14 protein-coding genes are annotated in these 17869 nt (G+C 68.8%); 8 read left to right on the forward strand and 6 right to left on the reverse strand.

Translation table 11 applies throughout. The features are described from left to right. Window positions 1–39 precede the first annotated feature (39 nt). The 5 genes from TF1_RS13295 (at window position 40) to guaA (ending at window position 7702) form a co-directional block, all read left to right on the forward strand. On the forward strand, window positions 40–1761 hold the full coding sequence (locus tag TF1_RS13295) for a glycerol-3-phosphate dehydrogenase/oxidase (protein WP_061783938.1): 1722 nt from the start codon (window positions 40–42) through the stop codon (window positions 1759–1761). An 8-nt stretch (window positions 1762–1769) separates the two neighbouring features. Beyond that, window positions 1770–3113: an AAA family ATPase gene (locus TF1_RS13300; protein ID WP_011293015.1), complete on the forward strand. Its 1344-nt coding sequence runs from the start codon at window positions 1770–1772 to the stop codon at window positions 3111–3113. Between the two features lie 136 nt (window positions 3114–3249). Next, window positions 3250–4263 (forward strand): UDP-glucose 4-epimerase GalE, encoded by a 1014-nt coding sequence (gene galE, locus TF1_RS13305; RefSeq protein ID WP_011293014.1) that lies wholly within the window; start codon window positions 3250–3252, stop codon window positions 4261–4263. 115 nt (window positions 4264–4378) lie between these two features. Next, complete coding sequence (locus TF1_RS13310; protein WP_011293013.1) at window positions 4379–5956, forward strand: succinic semialdehyde dehydrogenase; 1578 nt, start codon at window positions 4379–4381, stop codon at window positions 5954–5956. Window positions 5957–6115: 159 nt separating this feature from the next. Then, window positions 6116–7702 (forward strand): glutamine-hydrolyzing GMP synthase, encoded by a 1587-nt coding sequence (gene guaA, locus TF1_RS13315; protein ID WP_011293012.1) that lies wholly within the window; start codon window positions 6116–6118, stop codon window positions 7700–7702. Window positions 7703–7864: 162 nt separating this feature from the next. On the opposite strand, the gene TF1_RS13320 is transcribed toward guaA, so the two are convergent. The 5 genes from TF1_RS13320 to TF1_RS13340 all read right to left on the reverse strand — a co-directional run bounded on the left by TF1_RS13320 (window position 7865) and on the right by TF1_RS13340 (window position 12141). Further along, window positions 7865–8824 carry a hypothetical protein gene (locus tag TF1_RS13320; RefSeq protein WP_227480925.1) on the reverse strand — a complete coding sequence of 320 codons (960 nt, stop codon included), beginning with the start codon at window positions 8822–8824 and terminating at the stop codon, window positions 7865–7867. Between the two features lie 174 nt (window positions 8825–8998). Continuing rightward, window positions 8999–9862: an FAD binding domain-containing protein gene (locus TF1_RS13325; RefSeq protein WP_011293010.1), complete on the reverse strand. Its 864-nt coding sequence runs from the start codon at window positions 9860–9862 to the stop codon at window positions 8999–9001. Further along, window positions 9859–10356 (reverse strand): (2Fe-2S)-binding protein, encoded by a 498-nt coding sequence (locus TF1_RS13330; RefSeq protein ID WP_011293009.1) that lies wholly within the window; start codon window positions 10354–10356, stop codon window positions 9859–9861. Before TF1_RS13330 ends, TF1_RS13325 begins: the two co-directional genes overlap by 4 nt. Before the next feature lie 182 nt (window positions 10357–10538). Then, window positions 10539–10745, reverse strand: coding sequence for a hypothetical protein (locus TF1_RS13335; protein WP_011293008.1), 207 nt, complete (start codon window positions 10743–10745; stop codon window positions 10539–10541). Beyond that, a complete protein-coding gene (locus tag TF1_RS13340; RefSeq protein ID WP_011293007.1) occupies window positions 10732–12141 on the reverse strand; it encodes a PspC domain-containing protein in 1410 nt (469 codons plus the stop codon). Before TF1_RS13340 ends, TF1_RS13335 begins: the two co-directional genes overlap by 14 nt. 148 nt (window positions 12142–12289) lie before the next feature. Between TF1_RS13340 and TF1_RS13345 the strand changes: the two genes are divergently transcribed. Both TF1_RS13345 and TF1_RS13350 read left to right on the forward strand, forming a co-directional pair. After that, window positions 12290–13474, forward strand: coding sequence for an ATP-binding protein (locus TF1_RS13345; protein WP_011293006.1), 1185 nt, complete (start codon window positions 12290–12292; stop codon window positions 13472–13474). Between the two features lie 93 nt (window positions 13475–13567). Further along, window positions 13568–14233 carry a response regulator gene (locus tag TF1_RS13350; RefSeq protein WP_038044131.1) on the forward strand — a complete coding sequence of 222 codons (666 nt, stop codon included), beginning with the start codon at window positions 13568–13570 and terminating at the stop codon, window positions 14231–14233. 5 nt (window positions 14234–14238) lie between these two features. On the opposite strand, the gene TF1_RS13355 is transcribed toward TF1_RS13350, so the two are convergent. Next, window positions 14239–15168, reverse strand: a complete 930-nt coding sequence (locus TF1_RS13355) for a nucleoside hydrolase (protein ID WP_011293004.1) — start codon at window positions 15166–15168, stop codon at window positions 14239–14241. A 97-nt stretch (window positions 15169–15265) separates the two neighbouring features. On the opposite strand from TF1_RS13355, the gene pcrA reads away from it, so the two are divergent. Next, complete coding sequence (gene pcrA, locus TF1_RS13360; protein WP_011293003.1) at window positions 15266–17530, forward strand: DNA helicase PcrA; 2265 nt, start codon at window positions 15266–15268, stop codon at window positions 17528–17530. Window positions 17531–17869 lie beyond the last annotated feature (339 nt).

Raw genomic sequence — 17869 nt, forward strand, 5'->3', positions numbered from 1 at the left:
CCCGGCGCCCGGAAAGGAGGAGGGGACCCCGCGCACCAGATGACGGCAGCACGGTTGGGACCACAGGAACGGGACGCCGCCCTCAGGGCCATGGCCGACACCGAACTCGACGTGCTGGTGGTCGGAGGAGGGATCGTCGGAGCGGGTGTCGCTCTGGACGCGGTGGCGCGCGGCCTCTCCGTCGGGCTCGTGGAGGCCCGCGACTTCGCTTCAGGAACCTCCAGCAGGTCCAGCAAGCTCATCCACGGGGGCCTGCGCTACCTGGAGCACTTGGACTTCCCTCTCGTCCGCGAGGCGCTCACCGAACGCGGCCTGCTCCTCAGCCGGATCGCCCCGCACCTGGTGCGCCCGGTGCCGTTCCTGTTCCCGCTCCGCTCCCACTGGGAACGCCCCTACATCGGGGCGGGGGTGGCCCTCTACGACGCGCTGGCCCTGTCCGGCACCCGCACCCGCGGCCTGCCCGGCCACCGCCACCTCAGCCGCCGTGCCGCCCTGCGGATCTTCCCCGCGCTGCGCCGCGACGCCCTCGTCGGCGCCGTGCAGTACTGGGACGCACAGGTGGACGACTCCCGCTACGTGGTGATGGTGCTCCGCACCGCCGCCACCTACGGCGCGCACATCGCCTCGCGTACCCAGGCCGTCGGGTTCCTGCGGGAAGGGGAGCATGTCACCGGGGCCCGCGTCGTCGACCTGGAAACCGGCCGAGAGTTCGCGGTCCGCGCGAAACAGGTGGTCAACGCGGCCGGGGTGTGGACCGACGAGATCCAGGAGATGGTGGGCGGGCGCGGCCAGATCCACGTGCGCGCCTCCAAAGGCGTTCACCTGGTGGTGCCTCGGGACCGGATCCACGCATCCTCCGGGCTGATCCTGCGCACCGAGAAGAGCGTGCTGTTCGTCATCCCGTGGGGACGGCACTGGATCCTCGGCACCACCGACACCGCATGGGACCTGGACAAGGCGCACCCCGCGGCCAGCCGAACCGACATCGACTACGTGCTCAACCGCGTCAACGCAGTCCTGAAAACCCCGTTGACCAGAGACGACGTGGAGGGGGTGTATGCGGGGCTGCGGCCGCTGCTCGCGGGGGAGTCCGAGGAGACCTCCCGGTTGTCCCGGGAGCACACCGTGGCGCACCCGGTGCCCGGCCTAGTCCTCATCGCGGGCGGAAAGTACACCACCTACCGGGTCATGGCCAAGGACGCGGTGGACGCGGTCGCCCACGGGCTGGGCGGGGGAGTGCCCCCGTCGGTGACCGACCGGCTTCCCCTGGTGGGCGCCGACGGCTATTTCGCGCTGTGGAACCAGCGTCGCATCCTCGCCCGCCGCACCGGCCTGCACGTGTCCCGGATCCAGCACCTTCTGCGCCGCTACGGTTCCCTCATCCACGAAGTGCTGGGACTGATCGCCGAACAGCCGGATTTGAAGCAGCCGTTGACCGGCGCCGACGACTACCTGCGTGCCGAAGTGGTCTACGCGGTCCGCTACGAAGGGGCCCGCCACCTCGACGACGTGCTCAGCCGCCGCACCCACATCGCCATTGAGACGTGGGACCGCGGCCTTGCCGCGGCTGAGGAGGCGGCACAGCTCATGGCCGGCCCGCTCGGCTGGGACGATGCCCAAATCGCCCGAGAAGTGGAGTACTACCGTGCCCGGATCGAAGCGGAACGGGCCGCCCAGGAGCAAGACAGCGACCAGGAAGCCGACGCGGTCCAGCACGGTGCCCCGGATATCGTGCCGCAAGCCACCACCGTACGGGTCTGACCACGCAAGTGAACGCTGATCAAGGGAAGACGACAGACACCCCCCGCGTCCTCGAGATTCCCGCGGCGAGCCTGGTGCTGCTCATCGGGGTTTCCGGGGCGGGGAAGTCCACGTTCGCCGCCCGGCATTTCCGCCCCACCCAGGTGGTCAGCTCGGACCACTACCGGGCGGTCGTCAGCGACGACGAAAACGACCAGTCCGCCACCGACGACGCGTTCACCATCCTCCACGCCGTGGTGGACCGGAGGCTGCAGCGCGGCCTGCTCACCGTCGTCGACGCCACCAACCTCCACACGCACGCCCGGGTTGCGCTGCGGCGGATCGCGCGGCGGCACAATCTGCCGAGTGTCGCGATCGCCCTCGTCCCTCCCGTGGACGTGATCCGGCAGCGCGCCCGCGAACGGTCGGACCGCGCCCTCAGCGCCAAGGCCATCGACCGGCAGCTCACCGACCTGCAGCACGCCCTGGACCGCCTGGGCCAGGAAGGGTTCAGAGCGGTCTACGTGCTCCGCGATCCCGCAACGGTCGACACCGTCACGGTGCGACTGGTGCCTTTTCCCGGTTACCGCTCCGAGCTGCGCGGCCCCTTCGACATCATCGGCGACGTCCACGGCTGCCGGCTCGAACTGGAGGCGCTGCTGCACCAGCTCGGCTACCAGTTGGTGCGCGACGAGCACGGGCGCGCTGTCGGCGCCCACCACGTCGAACGCACCGCGGTGTTCGTGGGAGACCTGGTGGACCGGGGACCGGACTCGCCTGGCGTGCTCCGCCTGGTCATGGGAATGGTCGCCGACGGCGACGCCCTGTGCGTGGCGGGCAACCATGAGGACCGGTTGCGGAGGGCGCTGCAGGGACGGCGCGTGCAGGTCTCGCACGGTCTGCGGGAAACCCTGCAGCAGCTTGCCGCGGAGCCGGAAGCGTTCCAGGCCCGGGTCCGCGCCTTCTGCGCAGACCTGGTCAGCCACTACATTCTCGACGGCGGAAAACTGGTGGTCGCCCATGCCGGGCTGCCGGAGAAATACCACGGACGGGACTCCAAACGGGTCCGTGCTTTCGCGTTGTACGGCGAGACCACCGGGGAAGTCGACGAGTACGGGCTGCCTGTGCGGCTTCCGTGGGCCCGGAACTACCGGGGACAGGCGACCGTGGTGTACGGACACGTGCCCGCTGCCGACGTGGAGTGGCGCAACAACACTCTGTGCGTGGACACGGGGTGCGTGTTCGGCGGACGGTTGACCGCGCTGCGCTACCCCGAACGGGAGATCGTCAGCGTGCCAGCGGAACGCGTCTGGTTTCCGCCGACACGTCCGCTCTCCACCCCCCGGTGGACGGTCGCGGACGGCCGCGCATGAGGAGCCCGGGCGCTGCTCGCAGGGCGCGGCGGATCACTCGGCGCCGGGGCGGCATGCTCCGGCGAGACGACCTGCACGTCTATGCTGGTGGCGCAGCAGGGTTGCTGCATCGTGCCACGTCAATCCGGATATCACCATGAACGTACTGCTCACCGGCGGAGCCGGGTACATCGGAACGCATGTCGCTGTCGAGCTGTTGGAGAACGGCCACGACGTGGTCGTGGTCGACAATTTGCGCAACAGCCACGCGGAAGCGGTGCGCCGGGTAGAGCGCATTACCGGCCGTTCCGTCCACTTCTACGTCGGCGACTGCGCCGACCGGGAGCTGATGGACCGGGTCTTCACCGAGCACCGGATCGATGCGGCGGTCCACTGTGCCGGGTTGAAAGCGGTGGGCGAGTCCGTGGAGCTTCCGCTGCTGTACTACCGCAACAACCTCGACGCACTGTTGACGGTGTGCGAAGCCATGGACGCCCACGGCGTGCGCTCTTTAGTGTTCAGCTCTTCAGCGACCGTCTACGGCGACCCCGACCGGGTGCCGATTCCTGAGGATGCTCCGCTGCGCGCCACCAACCCTTACGGGGCGACCAAGCTGTTCGCGGAGCGGATCCTCTCCGACCTGGTCGCTTCGGCACCGGATTGGCGGATTATCACGCTGCGCTACTTCAACCCGGTGGGGGCGCACCCCAGCGGGCTGATCGGAGAGGACCCCGAAGGGGTGCCCAACAACCTCTTCCCCTACATCGCCCAAGTGGCGGCTGGACGCCGGGAGCGGGTCCTGGTCTACGGGGACGATTACGCCACTCCCGACGGCACGGGAGTGCGCGACTACCTGCACGTGATGGACCTCGCCCGCGGGCACGTCGCTGCGCTGGAGCGGCTCGGGGACGCCTACGGGATGCGCACCTACAACCTCGGCAGCGGCCACGGGGTCTCCGTGCTGGAGGCGATCGCGGCGTTCGAGCGGGCCTGCGGCAAGACGATCCCCTACGAGGTGGTGGCCCGCCGCCCGGGGGATATCGCGGTCTGCTACGCCGACCCGTCCGCCGCCAACCGGGACTTGGGGTGGAAGACGGCGTACACCTTGGACGAGGCCTGCGCCCACCTGTGGCGCTGGCAGACCATGAACCCGAACGGGTTCGCCGGCTGAGTCCTGCCGGACGACCGTCCCCGGGAGCGTGCCGGTCCGGGGTGCGGGCACATGCGCAGCCCTGTTTCATTACTTGCCGGTAGCGAGTGGAGGGCGGCTCGCCTAAGCTGCTGGTATGGAGACTGTGACGCACCCCACAGCAACGCGTTCCCTCCCCTTGGACGACGCTCTAGTCCAGCGGCTGACCCGCCACGTGGTCAGCAGTACCGGCCGTACCGTCGTCACCACGGCACCCTTCACCGGGGAACCTCTCGCCACCCTGCCCCAGTCCTCGGCCAGCGACGTCACCGAAGCGTTCCGCCGCGCCCGCGCCGCCCAGCGCGAATGGGCGCAGCGCTCGCCCCGCCAGCGCATCGCCCCCTTCCTCCGCTTCTCCGACCTGCTGCTCGACCGGCAAACCGAAATCCTGGACATCCTGCAATGGGAGACCGGGAAAGCCCGCAAGAACGCTTTCGAAGAAGTCTGCGACGCGGCCCTCGGCACCCTCCACTACGCACGCCATGCCCCCCGACTCCTCCGCCGCCGCCGCGCGCCCGGCGCCATCCCCCTCGCCACCCGGACCAGGGTGAACTACCAGCCCAAAGGGGTCGTCAGCGTCATCACCCCGTGGAACTACCCGCTCACCCTGCCCGTCGCAGACGCTGTCCCCGCCCTGCTGGCAGGCAACGCCGTCGTCGCCAAACCCGACACCCAGACCGCGCTGAGCGCGCTGTGGGCCATCGACCTGCTCGTCGAAGCAGGACTCCCCCGCGACCTGTGGCTCGTCGTCCTCGGCGAACCCGCGGAGATCGGTGACCCGCTGGTCGACGAGGCCGACTACGTCGCCTTCACCGGCTCCTCAGCGACCGGAGCCCGCATCGCCCAGCGTGCCGCCTCCCGGCTCATCGGCTGCTCCGCGGAACTCGGCGGCAAGAACCCGATGATCGTGTGCGCAGACGCCGACCTGGACCGGACCGTGCACGGCGCCGTAGCCGCCTGCTTCAGCAACTCCGGCCAACTGTGCATCTCCATGGAACGGCTCTACGTCCACGACTCCATCTACGACGCGTTCGTCGAGAAATTCGTGGCAGAGACGAAGAACCTGCGGCTCGGAGCGGACCTCGACTACTCCGCGGACCTGGGCTCTCTCACGTCCCAACGCCAATTCGACCGGGTCGTCGCCCACGTCGAGGACGCCCGCAGCAAAGGAGCCACCGTCCTGGCCGGAGGCCGCCCCCGCCCCGACGTGGGACCGCTGTTCTACGAGCCCACCGTGCTCACCGGCGTCGACGAGTCCATGACCTTGTGCGCCGAAGAGACTTTCGGACCGGTCGTCTCCCTCTACCGGTTCACCACCGAAGACGAAGCGATCGAACGCGCCAACCACACCCCCTACGGGCTCAACGCCAGCGTGTGGACTCGGGACGTGGCCCGGGGACGCCGCATCGCGGAACGGCTGAAAGCCGGGACAGTCAACATCAACGAAGGCTATGGCGCCGCGTTCGCCAGCTACGGCGCCCCCATGGGCGGGATGAAACGCTCCGGCCTGGGACGACGCCACGGAGTGGAGGGCATCCTGCGCTACACCGAAGCGCAGACCGTGTCCAGCCAGCACGTCGTCGGCCTCAGCGGCCCCCCGGGGATGTCCGCAGAAACCCTGTCGCGAGTGATGACCACCGGCATCCGGCTCATGCGCGCCCTACGCATCCGCTGAGGTGAGCTTCCGCACACTCTGTGCCCCTGCGACGCCGTGGTAGAGCGGAGATCCGGCAGCAGAACCCGTGCCCTGCTGCCGCTCCCGCCGCTCTACCACCCGGCAGCGCACTACACTGGCGGTGGTTCTGTCTCCGTATCTCCGCTGGAAGGCCGTTACGTGTCCGTTGCCGGTGCTCCCGAGAGCACGTTCGACACCGTTCTCGTCGTGGACTTCGGCGCGCAATACGCGCAGTTGATCGCGCGTCGGGTACGCGAATGCCACGTCTACAGCGAGATCGTGCCTCCGACCATGCCGGTCGAGGAGATGCTCGCCAAAAAACCCAAGGCCATCATCCTGTCGGGTGGCCCCTCCTCGGTGTACGCCGACGGAGCCCCGCAAGCTCCCCCCGGCCTGTTCGACACCGGGGTGCCCATCTTGGGGATCTGCTACGGCTTCCAGGTCATGGCGCAGACCCTCGGCGGCACCGTCGAACGGACGGGACGCTCCGAATACGGGCGCACCACGATCAACGTCGCCACCGACAGCCTGCTGTTCCACAGCCTGCCTCAGCAGCAGACCGTGTGGATGTCGCACGGCGACGCCGTGTCCCAGGTCCCCGACGGGTTCACCGTCACCGGGCAGACCGCGGACGCCCCGGTGGCCGCGATGGAGCACCGCGACCGGGCCCTCTACGGGGTCCAGTTCCACCCCGAAGTGGTCCACACCGAGCACGGCCGGGCCGTGCTGCAGCACTTCCTCTACGAGGCCGCGGGCTGCCGCCCCACCTGGACGATGGTCAACATCGTCGAAGACCAGGTGGCGCGCATCCGCGCCCAGATCGGCAGCAAGCGGGCGATCTGCGGGCTGAGCGGCGGAGTGGACTCCGCGGTAGCGGCCGCCCTCGTGCAGCGCGCTATCGGCGACCGTCTGACCTGTGTCTTCGTTGACCACGGGCTGTTGCGCCAAGGGGAAGCGGAGCAGGTCGAAAAAGACTTCGTCGCCGCTACGGGAGCCAGCCTCAAAGTCGTCGACGCCCAAGAGCGGTTCCTCACCGCTCTGGCCGGGGTCACCGACCCGGAAACCAAACGCAAGATCATCGGACGCGAGTTCATCCGCGTCTTCGAACAGGCAGCCCGCGAGATCGTCGCTGAAGCCGGGGAAGGCGACGAAGCCGTCGAATTCCTCGTCCAAGGCACGCTCTACCCGGACGTGGTGGAGTCCGGGGGCGGCAACGGGACCGCCAACATCAAATCGCACCACAACGTCGGCGGACTCCCCGACGACCTGCAGTTCACCCTGGTCGAACCGCTCCGGGAGCTGTTCAAGGACGAAGTCCGCAGAGTCGGCGAAGAACTCGGCCTCCCCGCAGAAATGGTGTGGCGGCACCCCTTCCCCGGCCCGGGCCTGGCCATCCGCATCGTGGGCGAGGTCACCGCGGAGCGGCTGGAGATCCTGCGGGCAGCCGACGCCATTGTCCGCGAAGAGCTGACCCGAGCCGGACTGGACCGCGCCATCTGGCAGTGCCCGGTGGTGCTGCTGGCAGACGTGCGCTCCGTGGGGGTGCAAGGCGACGGCCGGACCTACGGCCACCCGATCGTGCTGCGCCCGGTCACCAGCGAAGACGCCATGACTGCCGACTGGGCCCGGGTCCCCTACGACGTCCTCGCCACGATCTCCAACCGCATCACCAACGAGGTCCCCGACATCAACCGGGTCACCCTCGACATCACCAGCAAGCCGCCCGGCACGATCGAATGGGAGTGACCCTCCGGTCCGCGGCAGCCACGGCAGGGGACCGCACCCGGCCGTGACGCCTCCACCGGAGTCGCCGTTCACTCCCACGCCGCGAAGACCGCAACGGCTCCCCTGCACCAGGGGAGCCGTGCGTTGTCTTCACCCCCGCCTCCCGTGGCACGGGGAAGGGGCCTACTCCACCAGTTCCAACGCCTTCTCGTACTCTGCGCGGCTGAACAATTCGTTCTCCTCCACACCGTCGATGACGCACGTCACCTCGAGGAACGCGTCGCGCTTCCCCAACAGCGCGACATGGAGGAGGTCCGGCCGCGAGTCAGTCAGCGGAGAAAGCAGGTAGGTGACCGACGACTTCGCGCCGTACGGGTTCTTGTCGTTGCGGATCTGGAAGGGTTCGGTGGGGAACGCGCTCCCCTCCTCGAACAGGCCGCAGGTGTACTCCGTCAGCGCCCGACTGTTCTCGGTCAGCAGCGCCTCAGGCAAAGAATTGCAGTAGCCCTGCTCAGCAGAGCAGTCCCCAGGCCGGATCAGTGTGGGATCCCGGCCGTCAACCTCTTCCACGGCCAGTCCGCTCGGACGCGGACCGAACTGCTCTCGCAGGGCCGCCGTGTCCCACTGCTCCACGAACAGCGAGTCCTCGCTCCAAGAGAGCAGTGCGGTGACCACCTGCTCATAAGAGCCGGGCACGTGCTCCCAGACAGTCCCGACGAGATCCTCGGAGACCTGCCGGAGTTCACCGACGCCGGAAACGTAGGAGAGGCTCAGCCCGACATAGATCGTGTGCTTGCCCTCGAAACCGCCGACCCCCAGGAACGGGTGGCGCTCGTAGCGCTCTTCAATGACTTCGTGCACCGCGTCAAGGTCGCTGATCCGTGTGGCGGGCGAACTTGTGACGAGGACGAGCGTCACCACAACCACGACCAGCGCCAGGCTGGCTGAGAACAGGCCGAGGATCAGACCGGTGCTGCTGCGGCGCGGCGGCGTATAACCCGCCGGTCCAGGAGGGGGCATCGGCGGGGGAACCTGGTAGCCGGGCGGGGGCACTCCCCGGTGCGGCTGGCCAGGCGGATACTGTCCGGGAGGAGGACCATACTGCGGGCCACCCCCGAAGGAGGGGTTGTACTGCGGTTCCACGCGGTGACTCCAAACACCAGGGGAGGAGACTCCCTGACTCCCACGGGTTGCATGCACCATCGTCCCCCGAACCGCGGCTCAGCAAGCGAGGGCGCAGCCGGAATCTCACTGAACCGTCGTGGAACAGTAGCCTTTCCTTCGGATAAGCGGGCCGGGTCTCCGCGTACCGCGAGGTCACACCCCTGCCGCGGTGATCAGCGCCCGACCCGTCAACACCCGGGCCAGACCCCGGTGCTCCACGTCGCCGCTGGCACTGTCCGACGGGAGGACCTCGTCAACGGCCCGCGCTGCCGCGCGCAGCAGGGCAGCCCGGCTCGGAAGACCGATGCACGCCGCCTCCACGGTGGCAGCCCGCAACGGCGTAGGCCCCACATTGCCGAGCACCACGCGGGCCGCAGCGATCACCCCGTCGCCGCGGCGCACCCCTGCCGCGGCCCCGCCGATCGCCCACGACCGCCGGTCGGTGGGAAACCGCTCGTAGTGGAACGACCAGCCCGGCCACTTGGGCACTCGGATACCGGTCACCAGCTCGTCGGGGCCTATCGCAGTGGTCCGCTTCGCTACGAAGAAGTGCGCCGCAGGAACCCCGCGTTCCCCGGCAGGACCGGTGATCCGGCATTCCGCCCCCAACGCCACTGCCGCAGTAGGCAGCTCGAACGCCGGGTCGGCGTATGCCAACGCCCCGCCCACCGTGCCGCGGTGGCGCACCGCCGGGTCGGCGATCACCCCCGCAACCCTGGCCAGCAACGGGGCATGGGACCGCACCAGCGGATGGCTCGCCACCTCGTGGTAGGTGGTGAGCGCCCCGATCCACAGCGAGTCCCCTTCGTCCCGCACCCCGCGCAGCTCCGCGACCCCACCCAGGTCCACGAGCACATCAGGGCAGACCTGGTGCGACCGCAGCAGCGGCACCAGGCTTTGACCGCCCGCCAGCACCCGCCCTTCTAGGCTCTCACCCAGGATCTGCACCGCTTCCGCGATGCTGTGCGCCCGCGCGTACTCGCATCCCGGGGGCAGTACGCCGTTGTCTCCGCTCATCCGACCACCCGCGTCTCGGGGAGCTGTGTGTCCGCGTCCTGCACTGCGTCCGCCGCCTCGCACACCGCGCGCACGATGTCGGCGTCACTGCCGCAGGGGCACCGGACCCCCGACAGTCCCTCGTGGATCTCCTGCTCCGAAGGGGAAGAGCAGCCCCGCAGCAATTCCACTGCCGCAACCACCAGCCCGGGCCGACACCGGGTGCACCGCCGCACATGCCGCCGGAACGCTTTCTGGAGAGAGTGCGCGGTAGCGTCGTCCGCCAACCCGTCGACCGTGGTGACCGTGCACCCGTCCGTCTGGACCGCCAGCATCAGACAGCTTTTGACGGCCACCCCGTCCACCAGCACGAGGCACGCCCCGCACTCGGCGGTCGGGCAGTCCACGGGAATACCGCCGCTTTTCCGTTCCCGCAGGTACTGGGAGAGGGGAAGACACGCGTCAACCTCGTCCTCGTACCGCGTGCCGTCCACAGTGACACCGATGCCAGGCAAACGGACCTCCCCCTCCCCGCCGGGGAAACCCGTAGTCCCCGGCTTCACGCACGCGCCAGTGTGTCCGTCACGTCACAGTGCGCAACGACCCTAGACGAGGGGTTCCAGCGGCGGTCAGCACGCGGAGCCGCCATACGAGGTTTTTCCGCGCGGCAGACAGAAAATTTGCCTGACCCAGGGTTTCACGAGGAACGCCGGTGCTCTGAGTGGCGTGACCGCAGCAGCACACGCACGATGCCGACCACTCCCAAACCGAGGGCAAGCACCGGAAGCAGCCACAGCACGTTGAAGTCCCACGCAGTCGTGCCACTGACCACGAACGCCAGCCCTAGCAGCACGAACAGCAGCCCTGCGACCAGCGAGGCCCAGTCGGTGCTACGCCGTGACATGCGACACCTCCAGATTGCCCGCGCAGGAATCCACGATGAGGTTCAGCGTCGGCACCTCCGCCGCAGCGTCCTCGCCTTCGTTACTGCCCGGGCCCGAGCGCGGGGGAACGACTTCGTGGACATCCACCCTGAGACCCGCTTCGAACATCTGGTCGCCGAGCGTGACCCAACCGATCCCGGCCTGACCGCGGACCACGGTCCGCACCGTGTCCGGCACGATGACCTCCACCGATCCGAGACCGACCCGCGCCCGCACCGTCACCTCCTGGCCCGGCTCCACGGGAAGCCTGGTCAGGTCGAGACGGGCCTGACCGGCAGTCAACTCGAACGGCTCCCGTATCTCGGCGACCGCGGTCGGCCGCCAGGTGACCGAGCCGAACCGCGCTTCGGTCACATCGGTTGCCGTGGCACCCACCGCCAGCACGGTCGCTAGGGTGGCGACCGGGACGATGCCGCGCGGATTCCCCACCCACGCGCCCAGGATGAGGACCGCCCCGCACAACGTGACAATCCCTCCCAGGTAGAGCGGGGCAGTCTGCGGCCCCAGCAGGGCATCCACCGACACCCCACCGAAGACGAACATTACCCCGGTCAAGGCCAGCGCACCCCAGACCACGAGAGCGAACAGCCCTACCCCGCCGCGCCGGGACGAGGAGCAGGCCCCGTTCCGCTCCTGCGGCCGCAGCTCTGCGATGCCCGCAGCAGCCTCGTGACGGGCCGTCGTTTTCTGGCCGGCCTCGGGCTCGGTGGCCTGCCGCGCGAGGACAGCCAAGTCGACGGGGCCGTCCGAGGCCGCAGTCCACGACTGGCCCGGGTGGTAGTAGGCAGGGGCAGGGCTAGGAGCAGCCACGCTCGGCGGGGGATCCTGCTTCTTCAACCATTCCGGCAACTGCCGGAGGGTGTGGGCCAGATCCACTCCGCGGTTGTGCGCGACCAGGCAGCCCAGCACCAGCGGCACCGCCAGGACCAGCGTCGTCCAACTGAACCCGCCGAACAGGGTGAAAGCTGTCCCCACCGCCAGACCGCAGCCGAGGAGGGCAAGGACAGCATCCCCGGTCAGCCTCCGGCTGAACAACTGCTCCGCCATGGCGGGGCCGCCGCGCGCATCCCGCATCAGCAGCCACGCAAAGGCGTACAGCCACACCCCGGTCCCCCCGCCCAGCGCGGTGACCGCGAACGCCGTGCGCCACACCACCGGGTCGATCCGCGTATAACGCCCCAAACCAGCCGCCACCCCGGTAAGCACGGCGGCGACATCGTCCCGGCACAGGGCGCGCTCAGCGGCGCTGGTCGGAGCGGACGTCTCCGCGGCGGCGGGCTCCGCTGCCCGCGCCGCACTGTTCTGCTCGCCGTCCACCATGGCTCCATGCTCTCCCGTGGTGTTCCCGCTTCCCATCAGGGAGTTCCCTGACCTCACCCTGAACTCGGGTCCCGGGGGACCGGGGAGTTCCCCCGATGCAGACCGCGCAGCCCGGCAGGCATGCTGGTACCAGGCAGACGAATGCGAGGAGACGGTGACCGCGACGCGAGAAGAGCCACCGCAGTTGTACCGCAGCACGGACGACCGGCTGCTAGGCGGAGTCTGCTCCGGACTAGCCCGCCACCTCGGCATCGACCCGGTCGTGGCGCGGCTGGCGCTGCTCGCTCTCGCCGTCGGCGGTATCGGGGTCGCGGTCTACCTCGTCCTGCTCCTGCTCGTCCCCCCCGACCCGGAGGCGGAAGAGGACACGACAGCCGACCCGGAGGAGCGCACCCGCCGCAAAGGCCGCGACATCAGCCAGATCCTGGCCTACATCGCCCTGGCCGCCGGACTGGGCATGCTCTTCCTGTTCTTCGGCGGTGTCCTGGACCCGCTGCTGTGGTTCCTGGTCTTCGGTGCTCTCGGCGGCACCATCCTGTGGCAGCAGGCCAACCCCGCGGAACGCGACGAGTGGGTCGCCTCCACCACGCTGCGCGGCAAAGCGTGGATCCGCACCGGCCTGGGCGTCCTGCTCGTCATCGTCGGCGTGATCGGGTTCCTCGCCTTCCAGCAGCAGCTCCACGAAGCACGCGCCGGACTCACGTTCGCGCTCACCCTGCTTGCCGGGATCGGGCTGATTGTCGCCCCCTGGATCATTGGCCTGGTGCGGGAACGCGACCGGGAACGCCGAGAACGCATCCGCAGCCAGGAACGCGCTGAACTCGCCGCGCACATCCACGACTCGGTGCTGCACACCCTCACCCTCATTCAGCGCCGCGCCGACGACCCGCGCGAAGTGCAGCGGCTGGCTCGAGTCCAGGAACGGGCCCTCCGCAACTGGCTCTACCAGCGCCGGACCGACGTGGATCTCACTCTCTCCCCCGCGCTGGAAGGAGTGGCCGCCGAGGTGGAAGAGGTCCACGGGGTCCCCATCGAAGTGGTCTGCGTGGGCGACTGCCCCCTCAACGACGGGCTGCGTGCCACCCTGCAAGCCGCCCGGGAAGCCATGGTGAACGCGTCCAAGTACGCGGGAGTGGACACCATCTCCGTGTTCTGCGAAGTGGAACCGGACGAAGTCCTCGTCTTCATCCGCGACCGCGGCCCCGGATTCGACCTGGACGCGGTACCAGCCGACCGCATGGGCGTCCGCGGCTCGATTATCGGCCGGATGGAACGCCACGGCGGGCACGCCCGAATCCGCACCGCACCCGGGGAAGGGACCGAAGTCCAACTACGCATGCCCCGCCCGTCCCCGTCTGGGGAGACCTAGCGCGACCCAGACGACACTCCAGTCCCAGCAGCCCGTGTCCGAAGGAGGACGCCGTCTTTGCGGGGATGGTACAGCCAGGTAGAGTCCCACGATGTGGGAGAAGAGAACACCTTCGCCAGTGGCCGTATCCCGAGGATCGTCATCGTCGACGACCACCACCTGTTCCGCAGTGGAGTGCGGGGCGAACTCGGCGACGCCGTCGACGTAGTCGGCGAAGCCGGAGACGTCGACGAGGCGGTCCGCGTCATCAGCGAACAGCGTCCCGACCTGGTCCTGCTCGACGTCCACCTGCCCGGCGGCGGAGGAATCGAGGTGCTCCGCCGGATCCTGCCGAAACACCCTGAGATCCGGTTCCTCGCCCTGTCGGTCTCCGACGCTGCCGAGGACGTCATCGGAGTGATCCGCGCCGGCGCCCGCGGCTACGTCACGAAAACCATCTCCGGCACGGAGCTCGCCGACGCGATTGTGCGGGTGGCCGACGGTGACGCCGTGTTCTCCCCACGTCTCGCGGGATTCGTCCTCGACGCGTTCGCGGCCACCGACGCACCCCCCGTCGACCCGGAACTCGACCGCCTCACCCAGCGGGAACGCGAAGTGCTCCGGTTGATCGCCCGCGGCTACGCCTACAAGGAGGTCGCCCGCGAACTGTTCATCTCGGTGAAGACCGTGGAGACCCACGTCTCCTCGGTCTTGCGCAAACTCCAGTTGTCCAACCGGCACGAACTGAGCCGCTGGGCTACGGCCCGCAAACTCGTCTAACCCGCTCAGGCCAGCGCGCGCAGCATCCGGGAGAGGAACTTGGGCACGTCCACCTCGGTGGGCAGCACCACCGCAGGCCGCGAGGTCTCCTCGCGGCGGGGACGCAGATCCGCGATGGTCATGCCGCGTGTGTGCGCACCGGCCAGCTCCACCAGCACGGGAACGGTCTCCGACTCTTTCACCAGCGACGGGTCCACCAGCACCGCTGCAGCAAGCGGGTCGTGCATCGGACACGCCCGCTGGCCCAGAAACGACGTGTACCAGCCCACGTAGTAGGCGAGGAACCGGTGCGCGTACTGGGCGCGCTCCCCCGGCAGCGCCGCCAACTCCTCCAGCCACGACTCGGTCGCCAAGGCTCGCATGGTGACGTCGAGAGCCACCAAAGTCAGGTCGAACCCTGCGCCGAGCACTGCCTCGGCCGCCTCAGGGTCGTTGTTGACGTTCGCTTCGGCCCACGGGGTGACGTTGCCCGGCGACCGGACCGCACCGCCCATCACCACGACCCGGTTCACCAGCTCAGGCAGCCGCGGTTCGAGAGCCAACGCCACAGCCAGGTTGGTGAGCGGACCGAGCGCCAGCACGTTGAGCTCCCCGGGAGCCGACCGGGCCAGGCGCACAAGCAGCTCCGCTGCCGACTCGGACACGGGACGCTTCGCCGCCTCGGGCAGTTCGATCCCTCCGAGCCCGTTGTCCCCGTGGACATGCCGGGCGAGCCGGGGCTGCTGCATGAGCGGGCGCGCCGCCCCCACCGCAACCGGGGTCTCGGGACGTCCGAAAAGCTGCAGCAGCCGCACCGCGTTCTCCGCGGTGCTCTCCACCCCCGTGTTCCCGTAGACCGCCCCTACCCCCGCGATCTCGACCCTGTGGTCCGCCGCGAGGTAGGCCAATGCCAGCGCGTCATCAATCCCCGGGTCGCAGTCGACGAAAACCCGCACTGAATCCCTCCACAACCGTTGCTTCCACGGGCAACGGCCCAGACTAGCCGCGGCAGGAGGTCAGCGGTGTCCTTCCGCCGCGTCTACCCTTGGTGGGGTGTCCTCCCAAGAGCAGCTTCTCGAAGGTCTCAACGAGCTCCAGCGCGCCGCGGTGCTCCACCACGGCAGCCCGCTGCTGATCATCGCTGGAGCGGGGTCAGGCAAGACCCGTGTCCTCACCCACCGCATCGCCTACCTGCTGGCCGAGCGGGGAGTCCGCCCCAGCGAGGTGCTCGCGATCACCTTCACCAACAAAGCCGCAGCCGAGATGAAGGAGCGTGTCGAGCGGCTGCTCGGTGAACGCACGGCCAGCGCCATGTGGGTGATGACCTTCCACTCGGCCTGTGTGCGCATCCTGCGCCGCGAGGCGGCCCGCCTGGGATACCCCAGCAGTTTCACCATCTACGACTCCGCGGACTCCCAGCGGCTGATGCAACTGGTCTGCCGCGAACTCGACCTGGACCCCAAACGCTTCCCGCCCAAGTCGTTCTCCGCCCAGGTGTCGAGCCTGAAGAACGAACTGGTGGACTACGACACGTTCGCGGGGCGGGCAGAAACCGTGCAGGAGCGCGCTCTCGCGGAGGCGTACCAGCTCTACCAGCAGCGCCTCTACGAGGCGGGGGCGATGGACTTCGACGACCTCATCATGGTCACGGTCCATCTGCTGCAGATGTTCCCCGAGGTCGCCGAGCACTACCGGCGGCGGTTCCGGCACCTGCTGGTCGACGAGTACCAGGACACCAACCACGCCCAATACGCCCTGATCCGGGAGCTCGTAGGCGACGGCGACCCCGCCACCCCGGGACCGGAATTGTGCGTGGTGGGCGACGCCGACCAGTCCATCTACGCCTTCCGCGGGGCGACGATCCGCAACATTCTGGAGTTCGAGCGCGACTACCCGCAGGCCACCACCATCCTGCTGGAGCAGAACTACCGGTCCACGCAGACCATCCTCTCCGCAGCCAACGCCGTTATCGCGCACAACACGGAGCGCCGCCCGAAAAACCTGTGGTCCGCCCAGGGAGAGGGCGAGCCTATCGTCGGCTATGTCGCCGACGATGAGCGCGACGAGGCAACGTTCGTCGTCCAGGAGATCGACGCCCTCACCGACGCGGGAACCTGCACCCCCGGCGATGTCGCGGTGTTCTACCGGACCAACGCCCAGTCCCGCGTACTGGAGGAAGTGTTCGTCCGCACCGGCATGCCGTACCGGATCGTCGGCGGGGTGCGGTTCTACGAACGCAAGGAGATCCGCGACATCCTCGCCTACCTCCGCGTGCTGGCCAACCCTGAGGACTCGGTGAGCCTGCGCCGCATTCTGAACGTGCCGAAACGCGGGATCGGGGAGCGGGCCGAGCAGGTCATCGAACAGTTCGCGGCACAGGAGCGGATCACGTTCGCGCAGGCCCTGCGCCGCGCAGACGAAGCACCGGGAATCGCCACCCGCTCGCTCAAAGCGATCAAAGAGTTCGTCGCGCTCCTCGAAGAACTCGAGGAGCTGGCTGCCACCCGCAGCCCGGCCGAGACGATTGAAGCGGTCCTGGAACGCACCGGCTACTTGGAAGAGCTCGTCAACTCCAAGGACATCCAGGACGAGAGCCGCGTGGAGAACCTCGAGGAGTTCGTCGGCGTCGCCCGCGAGTTCGAATCGTCTTTTGACGCCGCGCTGGCCGCAGAAGGAGCCGACGGGGAAACCGGCCGCGACGGTGCGGAACCGACCCTGGTGGACTTCCTCGAGCAGGTCTCCCTCATCGCCGACACCGACCAGCTCCCTGACGAGGACGACCAGGGCGGGGCCGTCACCCTCATGACCCTCCACTCGGCCAAAGGATTGGAGTTTCCCGTGGTCTTCCTCACCGGGTTGGAGGACGGGGTCTTCCCGCACCTGCGGGCGCTCGGCGACCGGTCCGCACTGGAAGAGGAGCGGCGGCTGGTCTACGTCGGTATCACCCGTGCCCAGGAGCGGCTCTACCTGACCCGGGCTGCGACACGCAGCTCCTGGGGGGCCGCGGCCTACAACCCTCCGTCGCGGTTTTTGGACGAGATTCCCGCAGAACTCGTGACCTGGCGCCGGGCAGAGTCCACGACGGAGGCGCTCCGCCGTTCCGTGTCCCCTGCCCGCACGTCGCGGCCGACCCGCAAGGCCGAGCGCCCGGTGCTAGCGCTGCGGCCAGGCGACAAGGTGAACCACGACTCCTTTGGGCTGGGCACCGTGCTCTCGGTCGACGGCACCGGGGATCGGACGCGGGCCCGTGTCGACTTCGGAGCGGGGGTCGGGCAGAAGGACCTCATGGTCAAGTTCGCTCCGCTGGAGAAGCTCTGACGACGACGGGCACGCATCCGCGGATACGGGTTCGACCTGGGCATATGCGTCCTGGCCGAACCCGATTCGCCAAGCGGGCGAACGTGGGATAAAGTCTTCCAACGCCGCCGGGCTTCCGGGCGTGCCCGGGCACGGTGGTCAGTCCAGAGGATGTGCGAAGCACTCCGCAGAGCACGGTAATCTGGATAAGCGAACCGAGCGAGACGGACGCGGTAGCTGCCGCGGACGGGCCGGTTCTCCCACTCCAGCGCCGATGGTCCGAGCACTCTCGGAGAGGCGCTAGAGTAAAGAAAGAAGCCAAGAGCGAAGCCGGCAGGCGCCGGAAGAGCTCTGAAGTGA

Source organism: Thermobifida fusca NBRC 14071 = JCM 3263, from assembly GCF_001592045.1.
Classification (GTDB): Bacteria; Actinomycetota; Actinomycetes; order Streptosporangiales; family Streptosporangiaceae; genus Thermobifida; species Thermobifida fusca.